At 47.0% G+C, this 13,113-nt stretch carries 14 protein-coding genes and 1 rRNA gene; 1 reads left to right on the plus strand and 14 read right to left on the minus strand.

Translation table 11 applies throughout. The annotated features are described in order from the left end of the window. A 16S ribosomal RNA gene (locus EJP77_RS15995) occupies window positions 1–228 on the minus strand; the annotation flags it as partial. A 334-nt stretch (window positions 229–562) separates the two neighbouring features. Then, window positions 563–1,441: a nucleotidyltransferase-like protein gene (locus EJP77_RS16000; RefSeq protein ID WP_127200258.1), complete on the minus strand. Its 879-nt coding sequence runs from the start codon at window positions 1,439–1,441 to the stop codon at window positions 563–565. A gap of 123 nt (window positions 1,442–1,564) precedes the next feature. Between EJP77_RS16000 and EJP77_RS16005 the strand changes: the two genes are divergently transcribed. Further along, window positions 1,565–1,951 carry a DUF2614 family zinc ribbon-containing protein gene (locus EJP77_RS16005; RefSeq protein WP_127200259.1) on the plus strand — a complete coding sequence of 129 codons (387 nt, stop codon included), beginning with the start codon at window positions 1,565–1,567 and terminating at the stop codon, window positions 1,949–1,951. Window positions 1,952–2,052: 101 nt separating this feature from the next. On the opposite strand, the gene EJP77_RS16010 is transcribed toward EJP77_RS16005, so the two are convergent. The 12 genes from EJP77_RS16010 to uptA all read right to left on the minus strand — a co-directional run bounded on the left by EJP77_RS16010 (window position 2,053) and on the right by uptA (window position 13,040). Beyond that, window positions 2,053–3,783 carry a glycosyl hydrolase family 18 protein gene (locus EJP77_RS16010; protein WP_246021915.1) on the minus strand — a complete coding sequence of 577 codons (1,731 nt, stop codon included), beginning with the start codon at window positions 3,781–3,783 and terminating at the stop codon, window positions 2,053–2,055. A gap of 94 nt (window positions 3,784–3,877) precedes the next feature. Next, window positions 3,878–4,303, minus strand: a complete 426-nt coding sequence (gene perR, locus EJP77_RS16015; RefSeq protein ID WP_127200260.1) for a peroxide-responsive transcriptional repressor PerR — start codon at window positions 4,301–4,303, stop codon at window positions 3,878–3,880. Between the two features lie 118 nt (window positions 4,304–4,421). Beyond that, window positions 4,422–6,233: a DUF4097 family beta strand repeat-containing protein gene (locus tag EJP77_RS16020; protein WP_127200261.1), complete on the minus strand. Its 1,812-nt coding sequence runs from the start codon at window positions 6,231–6,233 to the stop codon at window positions 4,422–4,424. 191 nt (window positions 6,234–6,424) lie between these two features. Beyond that, window positions 6,425–6,883, minus strand: coding sequence for a GNAT family N-acetyltransferase (locus EJP77_RS16025; RefSeq protein ID WP_127200262.1), 459 nt, complete (start codon window positions 6,881–6,883; stop codon window positions 6,425–6,427). Window position 6,884: 1 nt separating this feature from the next. After that, window positions 6,885–8,324: an Asp-tRNA(Asn)/Glu-tRNA(Gln) amidotransferase subunit GatB gene (gene gatB, locus EJP77_RS16030; protein ID WP_127200263.1), complete on the minus strand. Its 1,440-nt coding sequence runs from the start codon at window positions 8,322–8,324 to the stop codon at window positions 6,885–6,887. Between the two features lie 25 nt (window positions 8,325–8,349). Beyond that, a complete protein-coding gene (gatA, locus tag EJP77_RS16035; protein ID WP_127200264.1) occupies window positions 8,350–9,804 on the minus strand; it encodes an Asp-tRNA(Asn)/Glu-tRNA(Gln) amidotransferase subunit GatA in 1,455 nt (484 codons plus the stop codon). A gap of 27 nt (window positions 9,805–9,831) precedes the next feature. Beyond that, a complete protein-coding gene (gene gatC, locus EJP77_RS16040; RefSeq protein WP_127200265.1) occupies window positions 9,832–10,119 on the minus strand; it encodes an Asp-tRNA(Asn)/Glu-tRNA(Gln) amidotransferase subunit GatC in 288 nt (95 codons plus the stop codon). Window positions 10,120–10,317: 198 nt separating this feature from the next. Next, on the minus strand, window positions 10,318–10,701 hold the full coding sequence (locus EJP77_RS16045; RefSeq protein ID WP_127200266.1) for an ATPase: 384 nt from the start codon (window positions 10,699–10,701) through the stop codon (window positions 10,318–10,320). A 109-nt stretch (window positions 10,702–10,810) separates the two neighbouring features. Then, complete coding sequence (locus tag EJP77_RS16050; RefSeq protein ID WP_127200267.1) at window positions 10,811–11,005, minus strand: hypothetical protein; 195 nt, start codon at window positions 11,003–11,005, stop codon at window positions 10,811–10,813. Window positions 11,006–11,220: 215 nt separating this feature from the next. Then, complete coding sequence (locus EJP77_RS16055) at window positions 11,221–11,847, minus strand: MBL fold metallo-hydrolase (RefSeq protein ID WP_127200268.1); 627 nt, start codon at window positions 11,845–11,847, stop codon at window positions 11,221–11,223. 3 nt (window positions 11,848–11,850) lie between these two features. Then, on the minus strand, window positions 11,851–12,420 hold the full coding sequence (locus tag EJP77_RS16060) for a thioredoxin family protein (protein WP_127200382.1): 570 nt from the start codon (window positions 12,418–12,420) through the stop codon (window positions 11,851–11,853). Between the two features lie 2 nt (window positions 12,421–12,422). Continuing rightward, window positions 12,423–13,040, minus strand: coding sequence for an undecaprenyl phosphate transporter UptA (uptA, locus tag EJP77_RS16065; protein ID WP_127200269.1), 618 nt, complete (start codon window positions 13,038–13,040; stop codon window positions 12,423–12,425). Window positions 13,041–13,113: the final 73 nt, after the last annotated feature.

The following is a 13,113-nucleotide window of genomic DNA, read 5'->3' on the forward strand; positions in this document are numbered from 1 at the left end:
ACAGATTGCTCCGTCTTTCATCAATTCACCATGCAGTGAAATGAATCATCCGGTATTAGCTACCGTTTCCGGTAGTTATCCCAGTCTTACAGGCAGGTTACCTACGTGTTACTCACCCGTCCGCCGCTAACCATCAGGAGAGCAAGCTCTCCATCAAGTCCGCTCGACTTGCATGTATTAGGCACGCCGCCAGCGTTCGTCCTGAGCCAGGATCAAACTCTCCAAGAAAGTTGATAGCTCATTTTGAAACTGACGAGAAACTTAATTCTCTTCGGATGAATTGCTTCATCCTTTATTTTTGAATCTCACCGAAGTGAAATTCACTCACTCGTTGTTCAGTTTTCAAAGATCAAACTCTTCATTTCGTTACCGCGTTGTCTCAGCGGCGACTTTTATAATATATCATGTTAGCCAGCTATCAGTCAAGAACTTTTTTTAATCTCTTTTGAGATGATTATTCATCCAAAAGTTCATGTCCTTTTTAGCAGCGAGTTATAATTTATCATAGATTCAATAAGTAAGTCAACTACCTTAATAAAATCCGTCTCCCCCATGGACTAACTTAATTAGCCCAATAACGGATTTGTCTCAGGGCCGCATTACTGCTCTGATGACCTGAGGGTGTCTCTCTTACTAATGAACGGTAGACAAGTTTTCTTAAAACCATAGGCAGCTCTTCACGGACAAGAACGAGATCAGGATGCTTTAAAAGCTCTTGAATCGTCCACGGCTCATGTCTACTGTTTAAAATTTTGAGCAAATACCTACAGCATTCTGCCATCTTGGACATCACAGAGAATTCACAAGCGAGCAGGACGAGCTGAACTCTTTGCTCCAAGGTCTCCTTGCTCTCAGTTAATTCTTCATAAAGCTTATAGACCACAGAACTGTGATGACTAAGCTGATCCCATACCCTCTGACCTGGCTGGATCCCCTTCTCGATCAGTTCAATGCAGGCATAGTGATACAATGCGTCAACCACACTGCGGTAAGCATCCATGAAATGTCCATCTTCACTGTATCTCTTGGCTTCTAGATATCTGCGAAGAAATCTGGAGAACTCTCTGAACATATATTGCTCCTGCAACGTCTGTTCCAACTCCATTATCTGTGAACGCAGACCAACCACCCTCCTTTGTAAATCCCAAATGATCTCACCCTGCAAAAAACAATTAATGATCTCTTGATGCTCTCCGTCGGCAACCCAGCCTAACAGATCCTCGCTGCTGATGTACATCATCTGATACTTCAAATTACCTTTAATGCCGTGTTCTATCTGCATCCTCAATTCCTCACCACTGCAGATTACGATAACCAGAAGCTCAAAGTCATGCAGAAGCGAACCATGAAATCCTCCGCCGGAATGTCGGTAACCGATGGCGCCTATCGCATGTTGTCCTACCGTTTGCTCATTCACTATAGAAAAAAAGGTAGATTCCACAGCAACCTCCAACCTTGGCGAGCTCTCGCCGATTCGATATAATATAGTTCTACACGCCAATGGAGTTTCCTTCTTCTTGGAATAAAAGTGAATCTAATCTATTTAGAATTGAGGGTATTAACTATGTTGTTTAAATCTAGCAAGATTAATGAGTTCCGGCTATGGGGGCTGCTGCTCACGATGCTGGGAATGGGACTGATGGTTCTAGGTACAGCAGGAATCGTATTCTGGGGGCATTCAGGCAGAATTGTAGCAGCAATTGGACTTGTGGTCGGTCTGATCAGTATGATGGGGAGCCTCGGGATCTACTTTTGGGCGGGAATGCTCTCTACTACAGCGGTTCAGCTTGAATGCCCCGAGTGCCATAAGCTCACAAAAATGTTGGGAAAAACGGACAGATGCATGTTTTGTAAAACTATTCTTACTCTCGACCCTGCCAAAGCCAACATTACCGCTGATGAACTCGAGCTTCGCCAATCAAAATCTGCTCAGGATGTAACAACGAATTAAACAACGAAAGACTACTTTCAATTTCAAATTGTATAAAAAAGGACAGGCTGCAGCGGTGCAGACCTGTCCTTTATTCTGAAGAAATCATTTATAATTGCTGATTACTTTAGTATTTCTTTCAATTCCACCCAAGCTTCTGGAGAGGCAAATCCCCGTGTCCATGACGCCACACCAGCCAAGTTGAGCTCAGCCGCAAGTTCTACCCGCTGCTTGATAGAATAGGAGTCCTCCAACCAAATTTTCTTAAGAATTCCGTTCTCTGTATACTCCACATAGTTCTGGCCGGTAGACTCGTCCAGGGTTGGAGTCAAGCTGAAGTTCTTGACAATATCCTGAGCCTTCTTCATTCCAATCGCTTTAGAGCTAACGGTTGTCTTCCCGTTCTTCGTTTCCTCACTCCAAACCCGTGTATAGAGTGGAACACTCAATATTAACTTATCAGGAGAAACCTCATCTTCTTCGAGCAAACGATCCACAGCTGCACGCGTCCATGGCAGCGAGGCGACCGAGCCTGCTTCCGGACTTGCCGCCCAGTGCTCGTCGTAGGCCATGAGCATCATGTAATCGACCATTCCTGCCAAAGCCTTTCTGTCCATAAATTTGGACCACATCTCACTATTTGACTTGGGCGTAACGTCAATGGAAATCACAAGACCCTGCTCTTTGGCCAGAGGCATGAGCTCCCGAACAAACTGGGTTACATTATCCCCGTCCTTAGTATATACATTCTCGAAGTCGATATTAATTCCGTCTAGTTGATATAGTTTCGCATAATGAAGAATTTGAACTATGGAACGAAGCCGATTCTCAAAGCTGGAGAGGGCTTTGGTTGTTCGGTCAGCATCAAAGGCGTTGCTGAACAGCGCCCAAACATGCATCTTATTCTTGTGAGCCCATTTCACGTAGAGGTCGTCGGCCTTACTTTGAACATTTCCGCTTCCGTCCATAATTTGAAACCAGGTGGGGCTTACAACATTCACCCCTGGCAGACTGCCGATCGCACTTGAATCAGGCTGCTTCTGGTACACAGCTTCCCAGGTAAGGTTCACCTTCTTATTGTTCCACTTCTTGCGGGCAGTATTCGGTATTTCCTTAACTCCAGGAATCTTTCTTGTGCCAGTAAGTGTTAGATTCTTCCCCGGAACATATCCTGCGTAGCCGTTATCCAATTGGATGAATGTCCAATCTCCTTGAATTCTGAGCACCCTAACTTGAGTCCCTGGAATGATGTCCTGCAATATAGGCGAATGAATACTATCTTCTGTTCTAAGAGCAATGGTATCCGATGATGATCCTCCGCTTACTTTTGCCGATTGAATCTCTTCTCCTGCCTTAAACAGCATAACTGCACCTGTAGACTTGTCCTCTATCCATTCAATTCCGTATATTTGCTTGAGTAGAGAGATAGGCAGATACTGTGTTCCCTTCACGGTTACAGGAGCGAACATAAGCTTAATGGGCTTGTTATTGAGTTTGGCATCCTTATGGTCAATCTTGAGATGAACCAGCTCTTTGGAGGTGGTTATGATGACCGACTCTGTCTTCTCCTCATACCGTATATTAGGATCAATCTCCTGCTGGATCACGGGCAGGGGGAGCTTAAGACTGTCACCAGAGCCCGAAGCCGAATACTTCTTGACCGCCCCTTGGACAAAAATAGGCTTCTTCATCGATCTCCAATCCGGCTGGGTATGCTGCCAATTGGGAAACATAAAATATAAAGCTGCCAACGCTATTAAGGCAATGGCCACGAAGGAGAGGAGCACCCTTGCCTTAGACCTGCCCCTTCTCCGGCCGGGCTTGAAGCCTTGTCGATTTGGACCTTTTTTCAATATGTTGTACCTCCATTAATGGTGTAGCTACTGGAAATAAAAAAAACGTGGAGAATTCCGAGTGGAATTCCGCACGTTATATTGGCTGCTGCGCTTAGGGGTTCCTGCAATCATCACAAACACCATAGAACTCCATCCGGTGTCCAAACACCTGAAACCCGGTGCTTTCTTCCGCTTTACGTTCTACTTCTGTCAAAGGTTCATAGGAGAAATCCTTTATCTTACCACAAGTCTCGCAGATCACATGATAATGATCGGAAACATCGGCGTCAAATCGGCTGGAGTTATCCCCATATGTGAGTTCTCGAACCATACCAGCCTCAAGAAACATCTTAAGGTTGTTATACACCGTCGCTACACTCATACTTGGAAAACGCGGCTCTAATGCCCGGTAGATCTCATCCGCAGTTGGATGCCCCATGGATTCCATCAAAAAAGACAAAATGGCGTGACGCTGCGGCGTGATGCGGACACCGTTGATTTTCAGTTGGTCTAGTGCATTCTGAACGCGCGTAGTCATGAAGTCCACCGCCTTATCTACTACTTAAGTCCTGCTTAACTTTTTTTACTATAACTTTATTGTACGTTTACACGAATTCGTTTGTCAACGGAACATGACACACGGCGTAGGCTGCAATTTAATTCGTAAATTTCCGGACATTCAGATCGCTGTTGCCCTCTACATCAATTTTGTACTTCCCCTCTGCCGCCTCGCCCTTAATCGTCTTGTTATCGATATCAAAAGGCAAATTCGTTTTGATCTCTCCATATCCGCTTGATCCTGAGAGAGAATAATCCCCAAGTTCGGGAATCTGCAGATCAATCTCTCCGACTGCGCTATAAATGGTCCAATCCCCACCAACGATAGGGGAGCGAATCACGATTTGACCGTTTAAGGACTCCGCCCGCAGCTTGTAATAGGCTCTGTCTACTGAAATGTTACCATTCCTCGTATTGACACTGATCTCATTATCCGCATGGACGATTGAAATATCACCGATCATCGTATCAAATTTGACGGGGCCAAAAATCCCCATCCCGATCATTTTGCCGCCCAGGGTCTCGAAATCTACCTTCCCCGTGACATTATGAAGTTCAACTCTACCGCTTAGAGTCTTCCCTGTAACATCTCCCGTCACGTTATTCAAGTAGAGATTCCCTCTCCCGGTCTGGAGAGTGATATCGGAGGTGGCCTGAAGGTTAACCAGTGATATCCCTCCATTGGTTGTACTTACATTAAAGTCAAATTTCCGATTCTCCGGAATGACGACCGTTAAATTCACTCGAGGGTGCCGGCTACCAGATGCCCCGTAAGTGCGATCCTTCACCGTTATGTCTACCTTTGCTCCTTCAGAAGTCTGAACTTTGATATCCTTGGCGATTTTCACAGCGTCCTCATCCTGGACACCATCGATCCATATCACAGGTTTTACGATAATATCCTGAACAGGCCCCCGCTCTATGGCAATCCGTCCGTTAATTCCATCGATGACTACTTCAGAAGATTTGATATCAATAGGAATCAGGATAGGGTCCTGGACCTCAGTATATCCTTTCTCATCACTAAACTCGGAGCCTGCTGCTGTCAGGTCCAGGCTGACCCGGTTCCACAGATGCAGATACTGATCCTGCTGAGTAACAGCAAATACAGAGATTCCTAGCAGCAGCGAGATCAAAAGACCACTCAGATCAAAGCGAAGTCTTCGATCCTGATTGGGCCGGCTAACCCTTTTCCATAAATAAAGAGCGATATACTCCATCCCGATCAGGACCAGCACGACAGGCCACCATTTCAACAAGGAAAGGAGGTAATCCTGCTTGATCCATTGATCCAGTATAAGCAGAACTCCCAGTGCTACAAGAATTAATGAGGCCGTGAAGCGGCCTGTGCGAATAAGCCTGCGAGGCAGCTCATGAACAATCATCCACAAGCCCGAGACGATTAACACGGCTGCTGTAAAGTATCCGGCATTATATTGAAAAAAAACATTCAGCCAGGGGGGCTTAAGGTGAAAAGCAAATACCATCAGACCTCCGGCGATCAGCAAAAGCCCGAACCCCAGATGGCTCATGATACCCGACTTGGGTTCTGCCGTATCCTTACGAGTACTTCTCCCGTTCAGTGCATCGGTATTCTGCAAAACGCTATATACACTGTAGAAATATACCACTGGAATGAGGAGCGCCAGCAAAATGAGCAGCGGCACGTTAACCCCAAAGCGCACGGAAGAAAAGTACAAGATTGCGGAGACATCTATCACAATGAAATAAATTAAAAGAATACCTTTGCGAAACATACGCAGATAAAGATGACCGAGGCCTGGAAAAAGTGCTGCAAGGAGTCCGGCAACAAACTTACGCTTACGCCGTCTTGGCTTAAAGCCCGTGCTGCTCTTGGCAGGAAGACCCGTCACTTCTTCTTCAGACAACGGTGGAAGGTTTAAGGACATGCTACTTTACTCCTCTCCCGAGTAATGACTCTCTCTTCGTCTCTCTCCCTATAGATCATACCCGATTGTAATCATGCAAGTAACTTGGAATTCACTGGAGAATATAGAAAAAACCCCGGAGGTGAGCATAACACGGAGTAGTTCAAGTCCTCCTTGCTATATTCCCGCCAGGGAGATTATAGATTACACGCTTATCCATCCCGCTGCATCAAGCTAAGTTCAACGCCCGGTTCAGCCATATAGGATTCAATAGGAGCAAATCCGAATTTCTGATACAGCGCTATGGCTGGAGTATTGCGAGTACCGGCATTCACCATAAACCGCTTGATGTGGGAATGGTGCTCTATCACATGCCGCAGCAGCGCACTTCCAATTCCCTCCCGGAGATGATCAGGCTGAACCATCAGCCTGGTAATCATCAATCTGTCCGGGGATTCCTCAGCAACTGCGATAGCACCCAGTAGCTCTCCATCTTCAGTAATATCACCGTAAAATGTCTCCGCCGACTGTGAAAGCGAATCAAAGGTCTCCGGCAGCGGCGGTATTTGGCGTAATCCAACAGCCTGTGCCTCAAGGCGGAAGGCCAAATGCTGGAGCCGCCAAACCTGCTCCACCATGTCTGGGTCCTGCAGCGAGATTTGGGATATCATGTTAAGACTTCAAGACATCCACCAGAAGCTTATTAACCAGTCCTGGATTGGCTTTGCCTTTACTGCGCTTCATTACTTGTCCTACAAGGAATCCAATCGCTTTATCCTTACCGGCTTTATAGTCTTCAACGGATGCCGGATTCTCGGCAACGACTTCATTCACAATTGCGAGTATCGCACCTTCATCGCTAATTTGAACAAGTCCCTGCTCTTCAACGATAACCTGCGGGAGCTTACCGCTACTGAGCATTTCCTTAAACACGGTCTTCGCGATCTTGCTGCTGATCGTCCCTTTCTCAATGAGTCCGATCATTTCGCCCAATCCTTGTCCGGTGAGCTTCACTTCAGACAGCTCTTGGCCTGTGCTGTTCAAATGTCCGAGCAGATCACCCATGATCCAGTTGGCAACAGATTTAGCGTCGGAGGTATATTTAAGACTCTCCTCAAACAAATCAGCCACAGGCTTGGATGAGGTAATTACCCCGGCGTCATAGCTCGGAAGACCAAGCTCAGTCGTGTAGCGGGCTTTGCGCGCATCCGGCAGCTCAGGAATGGTCGCACGAATCCGGTCTTTCCAATCCTGATCAATATAAATCTTCACGAGATCCGGATCCGGGAAATAACGGTAGTCATGAGCCTGCTCTTTACCGCGCATGGACAGAGTCTTGCCCTGGGCTTCGTCCCAGCGACGGGTCTCCTGAACAATCGCTTCACCTTCATCCAAGGCTTCAGCCTGGCGGAACTGCTCATATTCAAGACCGCGCTGCACGCCGCGGAAGGAGTTCATGTTCTTGAGCTCGGCCTTGGTGCCAAGCTCCTTTTGCCCATGAGGACGAAGGCTGATGTTCGCGTCACAGCGAAGCGATCCTTCCTCCATTTTGACATCGGATACGTCACAGTACTGCATAATTGCGCGCATTTTCTCGAGATAGGCCCGTGCTTCTTCTGGAGAAGAGATCTCCGGCTCGGATACAATCTCAATCAACGGAGTACCTACCCGGTTGAAGTCAACCAAGGAAGCATATCCTCCATCCACATGCGTCAGCTTACCGGCATCTTCTTCAAGATGCAGACGGGTAATTCCAATTCGCTTCGTAGTTCCGTTCACTTCAATATCGATATAGCCATTCAGGGCAATCGGCTGATCGAACTGTGAGATTTGGTATGCTTTAGGTGAATCGGGATAAAAGTAATTCTTCCGGTCAAATTTGCTGACATCGCCGATCTCACAGTTCAGCGCCATCGCCGCCTTAATTGCGTAATCTACGGCCTGACGGTTCAGGACAGGCAGCACGCCGGGATGTCCAAGACATACGGGACACGTATGGGTGTTAGGGGGAGCGCCGAATTCAGTAGAGCAGCCGCAGAAAATCTTGGACTTCGTATGCAGCTCCACGTGAACCTCCAGCCCGATCACCGTTTCATATTTCGATGTTGACATGGGATACCTCCTAAATACCTCTGTATTATAGAACCGGGCGCTTCTTATGGTGCTCGGTGTGAACTTCGTAAGCGTGAGCGGTACGTAGAATCGTACTCTCATCGAACGCCTTGCCGATAATTTGCAGTCCGACAGGAAGCCCGTCTGCAAATCCGCATGGAACACTTAGCGCAGGAACTCCTGCGAGACTCACCGGTATAGTCAAAATATCATTCAGATACATCGTAAGCGGATCATCTACCTGCGATCCAAGTGGGAATGCGGTGGTTGGTGCTGTAGGTCCAATAATAACGTCGTACTTCTCAAACGTCTGATCGAAATCTCTCTTAATTAGAGTCCGCACCTTCTGGGCTTTCAGATAGTAAGCGTCATAGTAACCGGAGCTGAGCGCATAGGTTCCCAGCATAATCCGGCGTTTCACCTCAGGGCCAAAGCCCTGACTTCTGGATTCATGATATAGATCGAGCAGATTGCCGGCATGATCAGCACGAACGCCGTATCTTACCCCGTCGAATCTGGAGAGGTTCGAAGACGCCTCGGAAGAAGCGAGCAAATAGTAAGCGGCAACCGCATATTCGGTATGCGGCAGGGAGACCTCTTCCCATACAGCACCAAGGCTTTCAAGCACACGCAGGGCTTCAAGGACCGTTTCTTTAACTTTCGGATCGATGCCTTCAAGGTACTCCTTCGGCACGGCAATGCGCAGCCCTTTGATGTCTCCGGTTAATGCGCTGATATAATCCGCAACCTCTACGTTCGCAGAGGTGGAATCCTTGGAATCATAACCTGCGATAGCTTGAAGAACGTAAGCGGCATCTTCTACATTCTTCGTAACAGGACCGATCTGATCCAGAGAGGATGCAAAAGCAACCAAGCCATACCGTGACACGCGTCCATAAGTCGGCTTAAGGCCAACTACACCGCAATAGGATGCTGGCTGTCGAATAGATCCACCGGTATCAGAGCCTAGTGTGAAATAGGCTTCACCCGCAGCAACCGCAGCAGCAGAACCTCCGCTGGACCCTCCGGGTACACGGCTTAAATCCCAAGGGTTGCGCGTAGGCTGGAAGCTTGAATTCTCATTCGATCCCCCCATGGCGAATTCATCCATGTTCAGCTTGCCGATCGTGACGGAATCAGCCTGCTTCAGCTTAAGCACGGAGGTAGCATCGTAGATCGGATTGTAATTAGACAGAAATTGGCTGGCACATGTCGTGCGCAGACCTTCGGTTACCATATTATCCTTGATTCCAACCGGTAGCCCAAACAGCAGGCCCTTCTCTTCCCCAGATACGAGCTTATTGTCCAAACGAGCAGCTGCGGCCCGCGCTCCTGCTTCATCCAGCGTAAGATAAGCCTGAATCCGTTCGTCTCTCTCTCCAATCGCAGCAAAGGCTTCCCCGACCAGATCGGTAACAGACAGCTCCTTAGCATGAAGCTTGTTATGTATCTCCTGCAAACGCAAATCAAATAATGACACGTTAAATGCCTCCCTTCATTCTTCCTTCTATTCGAGTACCGCCGGTACTTTAAACTGTCCATCTTCTTCGTCAGGCGCGTTCAGGAATACCTTCTCTGACGGCAGACTTTCCTTCACGACATCCTCGCGCATCACATTGCTGAGATGCAGAACGTGTGTGGTTGCCTCAACGTCTTCCGTGTTCAGTTCATTTAATTTCTCAGCATATTGTAAAATGGAGTTAAGCTGCTCTGTGAATGTCTCTTTCTCCTCTTGAGTCAGATTCAATCTTGCCAGCCTAGCTACATGTTCAACATCTTTTGTCGTGATACTCATTTCGGTCGTTCCCTCCTAATGATTTCTGATCGGCCGAGCCTGCTTCATATTGTACAGCATGTCCATTCTCAAAGTCTTTAGCGCAATCCTTATAATCCGTATAATTATATTGTAGATAAGCCTATTTTTCAATTGAAACCCGCTCTAGTTATCCCTACACAACAAAAAAAGAGCCCGCATCAGCAGGCCCTTCTTAAATTAAATCCAAGCACGCAAATTTACCTGTTTGATAAATTCCGCCTGAGACATAGCTTCCTGTACCGCTTCCTCTTCTTCTTCCGACCGCTCTACCTCTCCATTCATAACCTGAAAGAAAAGTTTCTCATTATGAGTGCTAAGAGCGAAATCAATCAGCGCTTCACGTTCTACGCGATCTACTTCCAGTTGAATCAGATATTGTTCTGACTCAATATCGCTCGATGGAACGAAATAATTCCGATTGGTCTTTGGAGATCGGACGACATAATCGAATGCGTTGTCCGGATTACGATCGTAAGCAATGATATAACCGTATCCTCCGACAGGAAGATTCTGCTCAAAGGCGTCAGCGACGATAACAATTTTCTCTCCTAAACGCAGCATCGTCTACCTCCCTGATATGATGTTCGTGTTATTACATTATCCTACTAAAAATAAATAGGAATGTCCACGAAAAAGGAAGAAAGATGTCGGCTATTTTTTGAACGTTATATTAACGTTTATACGATGGGGCGTTCCGGTTAACCTCCAGCCTCTCATACCATGGCTGTGCAATTCCCTTACTCGTACGAGCCGTCTGCCTCCACCCGGGCATCTGCTTATCCACAGCGGTTGGAACCAATCCCCTGTTCCAGGTCCGATCCATCGCCTTCCGCCAATCAGATGAATATGTTCCTTCAAATTTCAAAATGACTCCCCCAATAGAACATCCATTATTTTACATAATAAAATCTAGACAAAAAAAGAACGCAAACCGGGATTGATTCCACAGCTTGCGTGCTTCGCGTAGTTAATAACATTTAATTAATATACATTCTAACAAAGGATGCCAGGGCTGTCCACCCTTTTTACCCTATTTTGACAAATGAAAGGCGTAAAATGACACCAAACCCCTTTCGTCTGCTAGGAAACATACGGATTATTAGACTTCTCAAAGCCAATCGTGGTCTTTGGTCCATGTCCTGGGTAGACCTTAACCTCGTCCGGCATACGGAAAAGCTTACCTTTGATCGAATCATACAGATCACGCTCACGGCCGCCTGGCAGATCAGTGCGTCCAACGCTCATTTTGAAGAGTACGTCGCCTGAGAACAGATCGTTCCCCGAGAGAAAGCTCACGCTTCCTGGAGAATGTCCAGGAGTATGATATACAGTGAATTCATGTCCAACCAATGTAAGCTTCTGTCCTTCAGCCAGATCAAACTCAGCGGGAGCTGTTGTTATTGGATCCGTAACCTCCGTCCAGCGCATCGACCCGTTCAGCTTGGCATTGATGAGCCATTCGGCTTCCAGCGGGTGAAGATATACCGGACAGTTCTTTGCTTTGCGGATTTCATCGACTCCGCCAATATGATCAAAATGCGCATGAGTCAGCAGAATAGCTTCAATCTCAAGATGCTCAATCCGGCGCACCAGCGCGGCAGGATTCATTCCAGGGTCAATGATAATGGCTTTGTTATCGTCTTCCCCTCGGATAAGGTAGGCATTGGTCTGCAGGGGGCCAAGGGAAAAGCTCTCAATTCTCAGCATGGCTTATAACCCGGATACAAGGTCACGCAGCTCAGAAATAATCACAGCATGGACCTCATTACCTTCCCCGTATTTCTCCAACATCAGCTTGCGGGCCTGTAAAATATTCTCTTCGTAAGTAGGAGCTTCACGGTCCGGATTCTCCTGCTTGAACTTAATCATGACTTCCTGCACATGCTTAGGCCGGGGTCCCCACTGTCCGAGCACATGCCCACCTGTATCTGCAAAGATCACGACTGGCACGGAACGACCGCCCATAGTCAGGAAGTTATCCATGATATCCAAATTTTCTTCAAGGATCAGAACCTCAACTGGCCATTCCGATACTTCAAGCGCCCGAAACACTACTGGAATATTACGTACCACATCTCCGCACCAATCCGCTGCAAGAATCAGCACCCGGATGTCGTCCCGGTAATTCAAGCTTTCAAAAAACTCTTTGTCCTCTTCACTCGGCCATTCAAACTGGTTATACCCGGATTCAAAGGCCTCCTTGTTCTTGGTCATACCCTCCATGAACTGCTGCGGGGTTAAGCCTGTCCGGAATTTATAGCTTACATTATGCTTGTTGATGCTCATACTGCATCTCCTCTCTTCTTCTTATTGGAATACCACTTATAAAGTACATACACGATCAGAATCGCGATCGCAACAAGCAGAATTGGCGTTACGTAAGGTGCAGCCTTCTCATGGATATGTTCCCATTGGTTCCCAAGGGCCTTGCCCAGGTATACAAACAAGAATGACCAAGGAATAGAGGCCAGCACGGTTAATAGGGAGAACCGCAAAAGTGACATTTTGGCGATACCAGCCGGAATTGAGATGACCTGCCGCATGACTGGAACAAACCTAGCGGTAAATACAATTCCCGATCCATACTTATTGAACCAATTCTCTGCAATATCCATATGATGAGGCTTTATCTTGATGTACTTACCGAACTTATCCAGGAAGGGACGTCCCCCGAACCGACCGATAAAGTACAGAATCCACTGCTGTATTAAAGCCCCTACTGTACCAAAAAATACGGCCCAATAGAAGTTGAGGTCTCCCTGATACACCAGGAATCCTCCATAAGCCAGAACAATTTCACTTGGAATGACTTCAATGGCCAGACCCAATACAATTCCAAAGTAGCCTAGTCCCCGAATCACTTCAAACAAATGCTGAATTACGTTAGATATGATATCCACTTTCGACCCACTCTCTCATTATTTTCTATTTAAAGTTTATTCTATCATAGCGCGGTACATGCATTCTACTTCG

Origin of the sequence: Paenibacillus zeisoli, from assembly GCF_003994465.1 — a bacterium.
GTDB classification, from domain to species: Bacteria; Bacillota; Bacilli; order Paenibacillales; family Paenibacillaceae; genus Fontibacillus; species Fontibacillus zeisoli.